This window comes from Pedobacter sp. D749, from assembly GCF_019317285.1.
In the GTDB taxonomy this organism is placed as follows: Bacteria; Bacteroidota; Bacteroidia; order Sphingobacteriales; family Sphingobacteriaceae; genus Pedobacter.
Window position 1 is genome coordinate 2,494,663 of the sequence record NZ_CP079218.1, and the last position, 16,133, is coordinate 2,510,795.

At 38.6% G+C, this 16,133-nt stretch carries 11 protein-coding genes; 4 read left to right on the forward strand and 7 right to left on the reverse strand.

Going from position 1 to position 16,133, the window contains the following annotated elements; translation table 11 throughout:
- Positions 1-6 precede the first annotated feature (6 nt).
- The 4 genes from KYH19_RS10020 to KYH19_RS10035 all read right to left on the reverse strand — a co-directional run bounded on the left by KYH19_RS10020 (position 7) and on the right by KYH19_RS10035 (position 7,028).
- The gene (locus KYH19_RS10020) at positions 7-3,510 is read right to left on the reverse strand and encodes a SusC/RagA family TonB-linked outer membrane protein (RefSeq protein ID WP_255562607.1); all 3,504 of its coding nucleotides are present in this window, start codon (positions 3,508-3,510) and stop codon (positions 7-9) included.
- Positions 3,511-3,631: 121 nt separating this feature from the next.
- On the reverse strand, positions 3,632-4,633 hold the full coding sequence (locus tag KYH19_RS10025; RefSeq protein WP_219078589.1) for a FecR family protein: 1,002 nt from the start codon (positions 4,631-4,633) through the stop codon (positions 3,632-3,634).
- Positions 4,634-5,161: 528 nt separating this feature from the next.
- A complete protein-coding gene (locus KYH19_RS10030; RefSeq protein ID WP_121284912.1) occupies positions 5,162-5,728 on the reverse strand; it encodes an RNA polymerase sigma factor in 567 nt (188 codons plus the stop codon).
- Positions 5,729-5,792: 64 nt separating this feature from the next.
- A complete protein-coding gene (locus KYH19_RS10035; RefSeq protein WP_219078590.1) occupies positions 5,793-7,028 on the reverse strand; it encodes a sterol desaturase family protein in 1,236 nt (411 codons plus the stop codon).
- A gap of 164 nt (positions 7,029-7,192) precedes the next feature.
- On the opposite strand from KYH19_RS10035, the gene KYH19_RS10040 reads away from it, so the two are divergent.
- The 4 genes from KYH19_RS10040 to pgl all read left to right on the forward strand — a co-directional run bounded on the left by KYH19_RS10040 (position 7,193) and on the right by pgl (position 11,834).
- A complete protein-coding gene (locus KYH19_RS10040; RefSeq protein ID WP_121284914.1) occupies positions 7,193-7,951 on the forward strand; it encodes an ROK family protein in 759 nt (252 codons plus the stop codon).
- 87 nt (positions 7,952-8,038) lie between these two features.
- Positions 8,039-9,454, forward strand: a complete 1,416-nt coding sequence (gene gndA, locus KYH19_RS10045) for an NADP-dependent phosphogluconate dehydrogenase (RefSeq protein WP_219078591.1) — start codon at positions 8,039-8,041, stop codon at positions 9,452-9,454.
- Positions 9,455-9,484: 30 nt separating this feature from the next.
- Positions 9,485-10,999: a glucose-6-phosphate dehydrogenase gene (zwf, locus tag KYH19_RS10050; RefSeq protein ID WP_219078592.1), complete on the forward strand. Its 1,515-nt coding sequence runs from the start codon at positions 9,485-9,487 to the stop codon at positions 10,997-10,999.
- A 109-nt stretch (positions 11,000-11,108) separates the two neighbouring features.
- Positions 11,109-11,834 carry a 6-phosphogluconolactonase gene (gene pgl / locus KYH19_RS10055; protein ID WP_219078593.1) on the forward strand — a complete coding sequence of 242 codons (726 nt, stop codon included), beginning with the start codon at positions 11,109-11,111 and terminating at the stop codon, positions 11,832-11,834.
- Between the two features lie 360 nt (positions 11,835-12,194).
- Here the strand turns inward: pgl and KYH19_RS10060 are convergent, their stop codons facing one another.
- From KYH19_RS10060 to epsC, 3 genes are all read right to left on the reverse strand, one after another.
- Positions 12,195-13,811, reverse strand: coding sequence for a Na+/H+ antiporter (locus KYH19_RS10060; RefSeq protein WP_219078594.1), 1,617 nt, complete (start codon positions 13,809-13,811; stop codon positions 12,195-12,197).
- Positions 13,812-13,915: 104 nt separating this feature from the next.
- On the reverse strand, positions 13,916-14,788 hold the full coding sequence (cysM, locus tag KYH19_RS10065) for a cysteine synthase CysM (RefSeq protein ID WP_219078595.1): 873 nt from the start codon (positions 14,786-14,788) through the stop codon (positions 13,916-13,918).
- 11 nt (positions 14,789-14,799) lie between these two features.
- Entirely contained in the window at positions 14,800-15,612 is an 813-nt protein-coding gene (gene epsC, locus KYH19_RS10070; RefSeq protein WP_219078596.1) for a serine O-acetyltransferase EpsC, read from the reverse strand.
- Positions 15,613-16,133: the final 521 nt, after the last annotated feature.

Below are 16,133 nucleotides of genomic sequence, written 5' to 3' on the forward strand. Positions count from 1 at the left end.
TTCTTATTAGTTTATACCCACTACTAAACGTGCACCAAAAGTTCTGGTTGATGGCAGTTGCCCTACTTCAAAACCTGTTACGATATCGCTACCCGATAATGTACCAAACTCAGGATCGAATGCAGGCCACGGCGACCAGGTATACAGGTTACGCCCATACACGCCTATGGTTATCCGGCTCAGGCCCAAACTTGAAACCAGTCTTTTTGAGAATGTATAATTAATATTTGCTTCTCTGAATTTTAGATAATCGGTTCTGAAAGTACTTCCTTCTGCATTAGTAGAACCATACATAGCCTCATAAAATGCACCGATATCAGTTGCAACTGTGGTATTGGGGCTATAAGTAACACCATCAGGATTTAACATTACTCCATCTCCAATCAAACCGCCGTACCTGCCTGGTAAGGTCAGTTTTAATTTGCCCAAACCTGCCATTCTTGCAAACGTTAACGAGTGTGCAACAGCACCTAATTGTGCGTCAAATAAAACGTTAGCAGCAAAGCCCTTATAAGTTACACCTGTACCAAAACTAAATCTAAATTTAGGCATGGTATTTCCCAGATATTTTAACTGGGTTTGATCTGGAATGGCTTTACCGGTATTATCGAATATTACCTGTCCATCAGGCGAACGCTTCAATCCGAAACCATACATATCTCCGAGGCTTCCACCAACATTAGCTATGATTTGTGTACCTCCAATTGGGCCTGTACGTAATATTACAGCGCTATCGGCCAATTCTTTAATGGTATTTCTGTTCGCAGAAAACGTTCCGTTAACCGTCCATGTAAATGATCTGCTCTGCAAAGGCGTTGCATTTACCGACATTTCCAAGCCTTTGTTATCTACCCTTCCGGCATTAAATACAGCGATTGAATATCCTGTAGCACGATCAATCGAACGGCTTAATATCTGATTTTTTGTACTTCCGGCGTATGCGGCAAAATCGAAATTTAATCTGCTTTTAAATAATTTTAATTCGGCACCAACCTCAACTGTTGTAGTAGATAGTGGCTTTAAGTTATTATTTGGAAGTATACTTGGGTTTGTCATTGCCCCGCCCGGATAAATTCCGTTCACAGCAAGCGTATAGTTGTACGCGGTACGATATGGCGTCGTTCCACCACTACCCACTTGGGCAATTGAACCCCGAAGCTTGAAATAGCTGATTTGCGAAGGCAACTGCCAATAATCTGACGCAATGAAAGATAAACTTGCAGATGGATAGAAGAAACCAACATTGTCCGTTCGAAGTGGAGACGCCAAAGTACTGTTCCAATCCTGTCTTCCGGTTAAATCTAAAAATAAATAGTTTTTTAACGATAAAGACATTGTACCGTACAAACTATTGATGTTATACCGTGCAGTATCCGGTACCGAAATCAATGGATTTTGATTGTTTTCCAAGCTATAATCACCCGGAACAACTAATCCATCAGCGCGAAGCTCTGATTTGTAGTATCTGTTTCTCAATTGGCTACCACCTACTGATGCAGAAAGTTTTAAATCCCTTGTTAAATCTTTGTTATACCTTAATAAAAAGTCGGCGTTCACTTCATAAGAGTTGATGTCCTGGACACGATAAGAGCCCTGGGCAAATTTTGCACCTGCAGCATCCCATGGACGCTTGGTTTCGCGGATATCATGATTAAAATCGATAGACGAACGTACCAGTAAACTTAAATCATCAGTAAACTTATAAGTGGCCTGAACATTTCCCAAAATGCCATTTCTTCGCTGTCCATTTATATATTGTTCAGAAATTGCATAAGGTCCTTCCGGAAAACTTGAAGTTAAGTCTAAAAACTTCTGTTGCTCCTGTCCGGCCACCCAATAGTTTTTAAACCAATCCAAATTCATATTTGGATGTGCAAACATGAACCAATACATTAATGACTGATTACCATAGCCGGTTGTCGGTAAATTATCACTGTGCCTGTTATTATAACTGGTCTTAAAAACAATGTTCAGTTTTTTGGTTACATTACTATTTCCTGAAAAAGCAAGAGAAGTACGTTCCAAATTTGTATTAGGAACTATCCAATCGTTATTACCATGGCTTGCCGTAAAGCGTAAACCTACTTTTCCTGCGTTTCCATCTAAGCTCACAGAGTTTGTTGTTTCTACCCCCGTTTTAAAAAATGCATCTAATGCATTTGGATATGCTACCCATGGTGTACGCGTTGTTCCACCTTTTTGTGTAGTTGGATCATATTGAAAAAACATGCTGGTACCGTCAAACCTAGGTCCGTAAGTCGAACTGGTTGCATGGGTATCTGCACCATCCGCATTTGTTCCAAAACTGTAATAACTCGCACCGCTTACACCTGCACCATATTCTTGTTGAATATCTGGTCCTCTGTTAATTTGCTCGAAGGCAGTATTAGAAGTGAAGGTAATATTAAACTTTTTCTTACTGCTACCAGCAGATTTGGTCGTAATTACAATGGCACCATTTGCTCCCCTCTGGCCATAAAGCGCTGAAGCTGCAGGGCCCTTTAATACTGTAACATTTTCAATATCGTCAGAATTCAGATCGTTAAGTGCGCTTCCAAAATCCGTTGGCAAAATATCTCCGGATGTTCCATAAACACCTCCGCCGGTTCCGGCAGTACGTTTTGCACTACTACTGGCCACAACTCCATCAATAACAATCAGTGCTTCATTATCTCCTGTTAAATTATTTTCTCCACGGAGAATGATTTTATTAGATCCTGCCAAACCACTGTTGCGGACCAGATTTAATCCTGCTACTTTTCCAGACAATGCATCTGTCCAGTTCGTAGCTACCGCATTTGTAAATGCAGAACTGTCTAAAGTTGTAATGGCATATCCCAATGCCCTTTCCGAACGCTTGATTCCCAAAGCCGTAACAACCACATCATCCAATGAATTATCAGATGATTTAAGTTTTATTGTTCCTATTTTAGTCAAATTATTATTAACTACAATTACATTCTGTACTTTACCGGTTTGATAGCTAATAAAACTTGCCTCAACCGTGTAGGTGCCTGGTAATACGGGAATCGTAAAATTACCTTCATTATCAGTTTGTGTAACCTTACTTAACTCAACAATTTTAATCGTGGCAGCCGGAATAGGCTCGTTATTCTCATCAGCAACCCTACCGCTAATCCTACCTGTATTTGTGTTTTTAGCTGTAATCAGGATGTTGCCGGCACCGCCTGCTTTATAAGTAAACGGCGTTCCTTTTAAAAGCAGATCAAGCACTTCATATACAGATCTCGTTCCTCTGGAAACATAAACCCTTTTCTGATCATCGAGCTGGTTGTTGTTATAGGCAATATGATTGCCGCTGAGCTTTTCTATAGTTTCAAAAGCCTTTTTTAAGGTTATACCATCCGCTTCGAATAAAATTTTCTTATCGATTTGTGCATAGGTATATAGTGAGAAAGAGAGCAGATTCAACATCATTATGGCAGTAATCACCATAACTTTTGAGGGATACTGATGGAAATTTTTAATCCATCGGGTATTAATTTTCATATCTTTACTAAGTTTTACTTTGTCAAATGAGTATACAGTTTTCAGGGCTTGAAATGTGTCCAGCATTTCGAGCCATTTTTCGGTTTAGTAATTTTATATCATATCTATCTTTAGTTTATCGTTAATAAATGATTACTTTATTTTCATAGATTGTATATTTTGAGTCCGATAGCTTAGCAATTACATCCATAATCTGCTTTACCGAACATTTATCAAATTTTGCGGTAAGCTTCACCCCTTTTAAAGCTTCGGTTTTAATTTCAATATCAAGATCATACTCGCGGGCAATTACATCGGCGATCTCGCTCAGGGATTTATCATAAAAAAAGATTTTGTATTCTCTCCAGCTATCAAAATCAATTGCATTTACCTGCTTTTTTGTTGTCTGTCCATTATATTTATTGATGGTAAGCTGTTCATTTGGTAAGAGGAACTGAACAGGGGCTGTTTTGCCCTTATTCTTAAACAGCACGCCAACTTTACCCGTTTGCACGGTGATGGTGATATCTTTTAAAGATGCATAGGCATTAATATTAAATGAAGTACCCAGAACGGTAGTACTTACTTTCCCGGTATGAACTATAAAAGGTTGTTTGGTGCGGTGCTGCACGTCAAAAAAAGCTTCGCCATCTAAATAAACGATCCGCTTGCTGGTGGTATTAAAATTGAGTGCGTAACGGATTTTACTATCGCCATTTAAATAGATATTAGAACCATCGGGCATGGTCACCAGCCTTTTCTGTCCACGCGGATTGTAAATTTCGTTGTAAGCAATAACTTCGGTCTTTTTTGGATGAAAATTATTAAAATAAAGCACTGGCAACAAAGCGATCACCATGATTGCGGCAGCTATTGTAAAATACTTTCTATAATTGATTCTTTTTATAATTGGCGATTGCTCAGTACTATTTTCAATATGTTGTTGAATGGCCAACCAGCTTTTTTGCTGATTAACAGGTTTTTTCAGGGAATAATCTGCTGCTTCAAAGGCCTGTAAGCTTTCCCTGAAAATCTGCTGATTCTGCTGGCTGCTTTCAACCCAAATCAGTAAATCAGTTAAATCTTCACTGCCAATGGTTTTCTTGCTGTAATCTTCTATTAATTTGTAATAACGTTCGTCCATTTAGTCATGCGGTTCTGGATGTAAGACAGATTAATGGGTGCCGATACGTAGCGAAAAAGATCAAGTTATTGTTAACAAATTGTTAAGCACAAAGAGCATCCTAAATAAACTAATAATGCTGAAGGATTGTTCAGCAAGGAAAAATATTGATGTTTTTGATTTGGAAATGAAAGATCAGTGTTTCATAGATCCTTTTAGCCCCGCCATCTGCTCCATCCCGATTGAAAAAATCGGGATCCGCTCCTGTCGGGTTTAGGTACAATGGCCTGTTATAAAATTAAATCATCCTGATTTCCCGGTGCAAATGAATTTAGGTTTCTGAGCACCTGCCTGGGTTAAATAAACCCGATTGCCGGGAAGAGCTTCCGATTTTTCATCGGAACTCGTACCAAAAGCGGGACTGAAAACTGCCATGAAAAACTGAACCTGCCTTTCCAAAAACTAATGCAAGTAATATTTCGATAAATGATCTTCTCAAGGAAAATGAGAGTTAATTAAATATACTTTCAGGCAAAGAAGGAAATTGAATTAGATCTCCAATCGGTCAGTTGTGAGCGATCTAAAGTTTTTCACGGCCTGATAGAGTAAGGTTTCTACGGTTCTTACAGAAATTCCCAATAAATCGGCAATAATGTTTTTCTCTAACATATCGATGCGGCTCATTAAAAGCACTTCCCGTTGCCGATCGGGTAACAGATTAATAAGACTTATAATTTCGGAATAGGATTCCCTGCTGGTAAGCTGTTCGTGGGGATTTAAATAAGTATCCGGGTAATCGAGTGTATCTTCGCGATCGTTGATACTTAAAATATGGAATTTTACACGCTGAATTTCATTAAAGGCTAAATTTTTAGCTGCAGTAAACAGGTATTTTTTGATCGATTTGATCTGAAGCTCGTTTCTTTTGTCCCAAAGCTTCATAAAAAGATCGGCAATAAGCTCTTCTGCTTTGTTGTAATCTTTAATATAAATAGAGGTAAATTTGCATAAAGCAGGGTAATACCTGTTAAAAAGGGTTTCCAGTGCAAGGCTGTCTTGGTTTACCAATAATGACATTAAGTCTTCATCACTTTTGCTCAAATATGCATCCTTCATCTTGCCAGCAAAAGTAGCTCAGCAACATTACGGTAATGTTAAGCAAACTTCGCCTTTAAGTTACCTATGTATTAATTGTGTTGGATTTATAGCTAAAAAGGTGCTTTTTATACAAGCTATTCAATGAAAAATTACGCTCAAGAATAATCAATCCTACAACCGGGAATATTAAAAGTTCGATGATATTAAAGCTATAGAAGAAATAACCGAATACCAGTATCAACCTGAAACATTCGAGGTAATAAATCCACTTGCGCTGCTCTAACAGGGCGCCTATATTGATCAGGGTAACGAGGATAAAAATCAATATGGCAACTTTAGGGACTACAGTTAACGATTCGTAAAACATGGTTGTACCTGTAAGCATTGCTACCACCATAATCAGCTGGATATTCAGATAAATTTTAAACCTGGGTTTAGGTTTCGCCTCATGTTGTAATTTATTTTGATAATAACGTTCTTCTAAAATCGGCCTGATATTCTGGTCCATTAAAGCCGGACTCCCGAAAACAGCATCCCATCTGGCCTTGAATCCATTTGCACGTCTGTAAGCCTCCCCTATTTCTAAATAATAATGAAAATGTTGCCAAAGGAAACTATAACTTTTAATTGGATGTGTTAAGCCGTATTGAGGTGCTTCTTCTTCCGCCTGGAACGTGCCGAATAATTTGTCCCAGAAAACAAAAACGTCACCATAGTTTTTATCAAGGTATTTCTCGTCAGAAGCATGATGAACGCCATGTAGCGAAGGCGTAATCAAAATATTTTCGAGCCAGCCTAATTTGCCAATCAATTGCGTATGTGTAAAAAACGAATACGCACCGTGGGCCAAAAGAATGGTAATGATCATGTTGGGGTGAAAACCTACCAATGGTAAAGCACACCAGAAAACATTACGAAAAATGGCCTGAATAGTGGTAATCCGCGCTGCTGCAGATAAATTAAACTCTTCGCTTTGGTGGTGCACAATGTGTGCTGCCCATAAAAAATTAATCTCATGTCCAAGCCTGTGGTACCAGTACCAAACAAAATCGGTAGCAAGCAACAGCAAAATCCACACATACCACTTCGTAGAAATATCGAAAATGGCATAGTGGGCATACAGCCAATCGTAAACCTGATAAAAACTGGCCGCAATAAATAAATTCAATAACCGCTCGGCAATACCTACACTAAAATTTGCAACTGTACTCTCGTATTTAAAAATTTTCGCCTTCTTTTGGTGCTGGGCAATTTTAAATTCAATAAATACAAAAATAAAAAATGCCGGAATAGCAAATGCAAGGTAGTTTACCGTCATAACAATTTAGATCTTTTTTAAGTTTAACGAAACAAACTTAATTATATTCTATTAAATACATAGATTTTATAGAATATATTATTACACCTAAATTACTTCCATATTCATTTAATGTTTGTTGTTTTAATTTATTTGTAGAACTTCGGAATTATAAATACATAATTATGGCTACAGAGAAAAAAGCTGAAAACAACAATATATTATCTATCGATATTGGCGGCACCAGTATAAAAACCGTTCTTTTAGATGAAAGCGGAAACATGATTACCGAATATTTAAAAAGCAAAACCCCGCCAGAAGCTACGCCAAAAGATATTGTAACAGGTATTGTAGAATTGATTAAGCCTTTCCCTGATAGTTATAACCGTGTATCAATCGGATTTCCGGGTTACGTTAAAAATGGGATTGTAAAAACTGCTCCCAATCTGGCTAAAAACAAATGGGCTGATGTAGATCTTGCACAACGCGTGGCCAACGAGCTTGGTAAGCCTGTGCGTTTGGTTAATGATGCAGACCAGCAAGGCTTAGGCGTGGTTGAAGGTAAAGGCTTTGAAATTGTTTTTACTGTTGGTACAGGCTTCGGAACAGCGCTATTGTTTGATGGAGAACTGCTTCCTCACCTGGAACTGGCGCATTTCCCAATCAATAAGGAGGAAGATTACGACGATTATATTGGAAACAAGGCATTCGAAAAAATTGGTAGCGAACGCTGGAACAAAAGATTAAAAAAGGTAATCGAAATTTATAAAACAGTTTTCAATTACGATACCCTATATATAGGTGGCGGAAATTCGAAGCAGATTAATTTTAAGCTGGAAGACAATATTAAAATCGTGACCAACAGAGACGGGATTAAAGGTGGGGCAAAGCTTTGGAAACTGGCTGATAAGTACAATATTTTTACTGTTGAGCCTAAAAAATAATTGATCTTTTATTACAATCTTTTAACAACAATAGCTGCAATATTAATTTGTAAACCCTAATTTTGGGTGTATTCTAAAAAACAAAAAATGGCAAATAACGATTCTGAAAAATATAAATTGGGAATGATTGGTTTAGGTACTATGGGCCGGAACTTATTATTAAACATGGCTGATAAGGGCTTCTCTGTAACAGGTTACGATAAAGACCAAAAGATGATCTCGAAGCTTGAAGAAGAAGGCAAAGCACATAACTTAGAAGGATTTAATGATATTGAAAGCTTTATTTCCAGCTTACAAACACCACGTACATTAATTTTACTAGTACCAGCCGGACCAATTGTAGATAGCGTTATTGCAGAACTAAAACCACTTTTAAGCAAAGGTGATATCATCATCGATAGTGGAAATTCGCATTTTACCGATACCAACCGCCGTGTTGACGAGTTAGAGAAAGATGGCTTACATTTTTTCGGAATGGGTATTTCTGGTGGTGAAGAAGGTGCTCGGTTTGGTCCGAGTATGATGCCTGGTGGTGATAAACAAGCATACAACGTTGTAAAAGATGTTTTTGATGCGGTAGCTGCAAAAGTGGGTACCGATCCTTGTGTAACCTACATTGGCCCTGGAGCTTCTGGTCACTTTGTTAAAATGGTGCATAATGGTATAGAATATGCCATTATGGAGCTTATTGCCGAGGTATATGGCATCCTTAAAAATGGTTTAGGTTACTCAAATGAAGAAATTTACAAAGTATTCAAAAAATGGAACGAAGGCAGGTTGCAATCATTTTTATTGGAAATTACTGCTGAAATTTTCTTATTTAAAGATACCGAAACACAAAATGATCTTTTAGATCAGATTAAAGATGAAGCCCGTTCAAAAGGTACTGGAAAATGGACATCAGAGGTTTCAATGGAACTTCAATTGCCAATCCCTACTATTAACGAAGCTGTTTCTAACCGCGATTTATCTAAATTTAAAAAACTAAGGGTTTCTCTAGAGGAAGCTTTTGGTAAAAAAGATACTAAAATTGAGGTAACAGTTGAAGAACTGGAAGATGCATTTTACTTCTCTATGATCAGTGCTTATGCACAAGGGATGCATTTACTGGTTCAGGCATCAAAAGAATATCAATACGACCTACAGTTACAGGAAATTGCCAAAATCTGGCGCGGAGGCTGTATCATCAGGGCTAAATTTTTAGAAGATATTTATCAGGCTTATGATAAAGACAATTCTCTTGAACATTTATTCGGTGATACGGGTATTCAGAACATCATTAAAGGCACTTTAGCAGGTACGCGCAAAACAATCAGTGCATGTATCAATTCTGGTTTAGGTATTCCTGCATTTGCATCTACCCTAACCTATTTCGATACGATTACTACAGGCCGCATGCCTTCAAATTTAATTCAGGCACAAAGAGATTTCTTTGGCGCACACACCTTTGAACGCATTGATAAAGATGGCGTTTTTCATGCCGACTGGAATAAATTATCATAAACTCATTAGACTCACGAACAAGAACATACAATGAAAACCAAAACCGCATTAAACCCTACCATTTTTGTAATATTTGGTGGAACAGGTGATTTAAATAAAAGAAAATTAGCACCTGCCCTATATAATTTATTTATAGAGGGTTACATGCCTGATAAGTTTGCTATTATTGGTACAGGAAGAACCGAATTTACTGATGATAGTTACAAAATTGCTTTAGAAGAGGCTGTTAACGAGTTTTCGCGAAGCGGAAAAGTAAAAAAAGATAAATGGGAAGATTTCGCAAAGACGATGAACTACTGTCCTACCGATTTTGCCCAGCCAAAAACTTTCGAAAACCTAAAAGGAGCTGTAGAAAAATATCAAAAAGAATTTGGAGCCGGAACACAGGTGATTTTCTACCTCGCAGTTGCGCCTAATTTCTTCCCGATTATTGCTGAATGTTTGCAGAAATATAAACTAACGCAAGATGAGGACAATAGCCGTATTGTTATCGAAAAACCTTTTGGCCATGATTTAGAATCGGCAAAAGAGCTTAATGCATTATTGAGCACTATTTTTACGGAAAAGCAGATCTACCGTATTGATCATTATCTCGGTAAAGAAACCGTACAAAACATGATGGCATTCCGTTTTGCCAATGCATTGTTCGAGCCGTTGTGGAACAGGTCTTATATCGATCACGTTCAGATTTCAGTAACAGAACAGTTAGGCGTGGGCGATCGGGGTGGGTATTATGAAGGCTCTGGTGCTTTGAGAGATATGATTCAGAATCACCTCCTGCAATTGCTTTGTTTGGTTGGAATGGAAGCGCCTATTAATTTTGATGCAGATGAAATCAGAAATCGTAAGGTTGAGGTTTTAAGAGCAATGCGTCCTTTTTCTGCAGAGGATATCCGTTTTCACACCGTTCGTGGTCAGTACAGCAAAGGCTGGGTTGAAGGCAAGGAAGTGCCAGGATACCGCCAGGAAAAAGGTGTTGATCCTCAATCAAATACCGAAACTTTTGCAGCAGTTAAATTCCATATTGATAACTGGAGATGGCAAGGTATTCCTTTCTATTTAAGAACAGGAAAACGCTTAAACCAAACTTCATCATTAATTACCATTCAGTTTAGAGATGTGCCACATCAGATTTTCTCTTCAGCGGTAACCGAAAACTGGCAACAAAACAGGTTGGTGATTAGCATACAGCCAGAAATGAGTATCCGCATGCAGGTTCAGGCCAAAAGACCTGGATTAGACATGGTTCTAAACCCGGTTGATATGGTATTTGATTATAAAGGAACTTACGAGGGTGATACCCCAGAAGCTTACGAAACCCTATTATTGGATACCATGATGGGCGATCAAACCTTGTTTATGCGTGGCGATCAGGTAGAAGCGGCATGGGAACTGGTGATGCCAATTTTAAATACATGGGAAAGCAAAAAATCGATCAACTTTCCTAACTATCCTGCCGATAGCTGGGGACCAGAAGAAGCTGAAGCACTTATTGCGAGAGATGGTTTCCACTGGTTTAACCTGCCATTGAAGAATAAAGAATAAAAACTCATTCCGTCATTGCGAGGCACGAAGCAATCTTAAAGCTATGGGTTTAGAATAGCAAACGTTGTAGGATTGCTTCGTGCCTCGCAATGACGATTAATCAATAAAAATGAATCTACTCATATACAAAACATTAGAAGAACTAAACCAGGATCTGGCAGATTATGTAATCAAGATTGCAGAAATGTCAATCGAAGAAAATGACCGTTTCAATTTCGTACTTACTGGCGGTAGTTCTCCTAAAGCACTTTACCATTTTCTTGCTACTGAAGGGCAACACAGAATTGATTGGGAAAAAGTCTACTTCTTTTTTGGCGATGAGCGTAATGTTCCTGCCAACGATGATAATTATAACGGATTAATGGCCAAGAAAACCATTTTAGATCCGCTAGGTATTAAAGAAGATCATATCTTTTACGTGAATACTACTTTAGCGCCAGAAAAAGCAGCTATCGAATATAAAAAAGCAATCGACAAACATTTTAATGGTGAAGACATTGTTTTCGATTTAATCCTTTTAGGCATGGGCGATGATGCACACACCGCTTCAATTTTTCCACATACTACTTTGGTTAAAGATGAGGAAGTAAACGTAGCAGCTGTATACGTAGAAAAATTAGATACCTATCGCATCAGCTTTACCGCACCATTAATTAATAAAGCAGATAATGTTGCTTTCCTGGTATTTGGAGAGAATAAAGCCGAAGCACTGAAACATGTTATTGGCGATACGGAAAAAAATGTTGATTTATATCCTTCGCAATTAATCGATCCTATTGATGGGAAGTTAACCTGGTTTACCGACGAGGCTGCAACAAAATTATTAGAAGATTAAATAATATGGATGTCTGAAGAAAAACATTTATCAGACTTTTTAAACAGAAAACGGAATATGCCTCAGGGTTATTCCGTTTTTTTATTGAACAATTGGCCAAATTGGGAGAGATTAATTTTCGTGTAACCAAGGCAATGATCGTTATAGAATGAACAACCGGCTTGTATATATTACGCAATTAGAACTTTATCCATGCGGTTATTCCTGTTTGATAAATCCTTTGAAAATAATATCTAAAAATTTATTTCAAGGATATTAATGTGAAAGCGAAATATTTTTTTTTTAAAATGACGATGGCTGGGCCAGACGTGTTGTTGAATGTTTTCAGCAGACAGTTTAAGTATAAAAGAAGTTTGGTGGTTATATATCCCGCTGACTAAAATGCCTGCGAAGTTTTTCTTCTTCGAGATCGAGCAGCTCTAATTGTTCTCTGATCAATTCATCATTAATCTGCTCTTTTTTATTTAGCCCTTTTAACAAAATACGCTGTTCAGCCATAATATCTTCCAATGCAATGCGGTAGTCATGATAAAAGTCTTCGGATCTTGAAATGTTCTCTTCTTTTTCCCAATCCCTCAATAATTCCATCTCTGCCTCGATACGGATTTTGATTGATCTGATCATATCGTTATTTTCTAAAGCATCATGATATTTTTCGTCAAGAATTTTTAGTGATAACATGGATAATTTTTTCCTCACCATCTGCTTCTGCTGTTCAAAAGGTATGGTATAATCCGGATCAGGCATATCTACCCATTTAATGAGTGCTGGCAATGTTAAACCCTGTAAAACCAAGGTCACCAATATTACACTAAAGGTAATGAACAAAATCAGGTTGCGCTGAGGGAAAGCTTCACCAGATTTCAAGGCAACAGGGATAGAAAGTGCAGCAGCCAGAGAAACTACACCGCGCATACCTGCCCAACCAAAAAGTAAGGGTGCCTTCCAGCTTGGATTAGGATCGGCCGTTGTAATGTACCGGCTAATGAAACGTGTAAAATACAAGGCGCCATAGGTGCTGGCCAATCGCACCAGAATGAGTACCAAACAAATAATGGCGCTATAACGGATAGCAGGCAAAAGGCCGTTTTCTCCTAAACCATTGATAATAACGGGAAATTCTAAACCAATGAGTAAGAAAACAAAACCATTCAATACAAAAGCTACGGCTTCCCAAACGTTAATGCTTTGCAAGCGGCTTCGATGAGTAAGGATTTGATCCCGACGGGCTGAAAGAAATAAACCTCCACTTACAACAGCCAATACGCCAGAAAAATGGAATTCCTCTGCAGTCATGTACATTGCGTAAGGCGTTAAAAAAGTAAGGATAATATCGATATTGGTGGTGGTTGGCAACCATCGGTGCAAAGCGTAAAAAACCAGGGCTACCGCAATTCCAATCAAGCTCCCCATTACAATAACCACTACAAAATTGCCGGCAGCTTTGCTAAAGACAAAACTTCCCGTCGTTACTGCCGCCAATGCAAACCTAAATACAACCAAACTGGAAGCATCATTCAATAAACTTTCGCCCTCTAAAATAGTAGTGAGCCTCTTAGGTACCTTAACATTTTTGAGTATGGCCGATGCAGATACTGCATCTGGCGGAGAAATGATTCCACCTAACAAAAAGCCCAGGGCCAAGGTAAAGCCCGGAATTAAACTACGTGAAATTAAGGCTACAACTGTTGAGGTAAAAATAACAATGGGAAAAGCAAAACTACTGATTACCCTACGCCACTTCCAAAAATCTTTCCATGAGGTATTCCAGGCCGCTTCGTACAATAAAGGTGGTAAAAAGATTACAAAAATGAGTTCTGGTTCTATTTCTATATCTTGAAGGATCGGCAAAAAACTCAGGGCTAAACCTGCGATGACCAATAAAATGGGATAAGCGATGCGGATTTTTTGAGCGAGCATCACCACAAAAAGAATTACTGCAAGTAAAAAAGCGTATTGTATAATGAGTTGGTGCATAAATTTCTGGCTTGGTCTAAAATACAAATTTGAAGCGAATGCCAAACCATTAAGATTACATAGAAAAACCCTTTGAGAAGCCCAGCAACATTAATGATTTATCCTCAACCAAAAAGATCGCTGCTCAGGTAGCGGTCTCCCCGATCGCAGGCAATAAAAACGATGGTTCCCTGATCTAGTTCGCCAGCAAGCTTCAAAGCTGCTGCACAGGCACCGCCCGAACTCATGCCCGCAAATAAACCTTCTTCTTTAGCCATCCTCCTCGACATCATTGTAGCTTCTTCTTGTGCAATGTCCATCACACGGTCAACACGTTCCGGTTCAAATATTTTTGGAAGGTATTCTTTTGGCCATCTTCTAATCCCTGGAATGGAAGATCCTTCAGTAGGTTGGCAGCCTACAATCTGAATATCATTATTTTTTTCCTTAAAAAATCTTGAACAGCCCATAATGGTCCCTGTTGTTCCCATAGAACTTACAAAATGCGTGATCTGCCCTTCGGTATCTCTCCATATTTCTGGTCCGGTTGTTTTATAATGCGCCAGGTAATTATCTGGATTTGCAAATTGATTTAATAAAAAATACCCTTTTGAAACGCCTTTTTCTTCCGCATAATCCCTGCATGCTTCTATACTTTCTAACAACGTTACCTTTGCACCAAAAGCTTCCATAGTTACCTTACGTTCGCGTGTAGAATTTGCCGGCATCACCAGTTCAATTTCTAAGTTATATAAACTTGCAATCATGGCCAATGCAATACCGGTGTTACCACTTGTGGCCTCCACCAGTTTAGTTCCAGGGGCTACATCACCACGTTCTATTGCACTTCTGATCATATTGAGCGACGCCCTGTCTTTAACACTACCGCCTGGATTATTTCCTTCTAATTTGGCAAATACCCGTACAGCCGGGTTAATATTCAACTTTTGAAGTTCGGCCATTGGAGTATTTCCGATCAGATCGATGATTCCTGCCATATTTTAATATATTAATTGGTTTCTTTATGGTTTCTAATGGTAATTATTGGAGAATGATAAGCGGTAGAAAAAGCAGGGATACTTTCGGTAAGCCATACGTTCCCCCCGATAATACTATCATGCCCGATAACGGTTTCACCACCAAGTATGGTCGCACCTGAATAGATAACTACCCTATCTTCTACTGTAGGATGGCGTTTGCTGCCCGCCAATGTTTTTTTAACACTCAAAGCACCAAGTGTTACCCCTTGATAAAGCTTGACATAACGGCCTATTGTACTGGTTTCTCCGATAACAATCCCCGTTCCATGGTCAATATGGAAGTACTCGCCAATACTGGCTGCCGGATGGATATCAATGCCTGTTTTAGAATGGGCGTATTCAGTCAGTATCCTCGGAACAAGTGGTATACCGAAATTATAAAGCATATGGGCAATTCTGTAGAAACAGATGGCATAAAACCCCGGATAAGTTCTGATTACCTCAAACCTGCTTTGTGCCGCCGGATCGCCTTCATAAATGGCCAGGATATCGGTATTCAATACACGGTAAAGCGATGACAGTTCTGCAAAAAACTGACCCGCTGCATTTTTACACTCGCTGTTCCTTAATTTACAACTTGCCGAAATAATATCATAAAGTTCGAGTTCTAAAGTAGAAACCTGCTCTTTCACTTCCTCAACCGTTGAAAAGGCTTTAGCCGCATTTTCTGGAAAAAGTAGCTGGATCAATTTTTCGGCCCATTTCGATATTACTTCATTCGGCGGTATATTGTGCTGCTCAAGTGGTTTTTTAAAAATTTGTTCAAAAAAATGGTTATCCATAGCTGGTGGTCAAATCTGGCCGATCTGCTCATCGACTAGATATATAGATTTAATCGCTAATGTAGGTTTTGTTTTTTTAAACCAAAACAACTCATCGAGTTTTATTATAAAAATTGCCGGGAAATAACAAAAAAATCCGGAGTCAGCAGTCCATAGTCGGAAGTCGATTAGCCTGGAGTGGGGAGAAGATTAAACCTTCTTCGGTTTGTCACCCTGAGCGGAGTCGAAGGGTTAGTAGATAATTTGGAATAAATTAATCTATTTGAACGATAAATATGAGTGACAGCAATTAATTTATGATTAAAAATCACTAGAGTTATCTTCATTTTGAGCGGGGTACAACGGAAGATTCTGCGAAGCAAAATCTGTCTGAATAGATCTTTCCATTCTGCTGCGCTATATCCAATAGCTATCGGATCAAGATGACTACCCTTCTACAATGAACCATTGAACCAATGACCAGTGAGTTAAAAATACTCCTTTAAGGAATAAGAATAAACCAGTTTCTCAAAACCAGACCG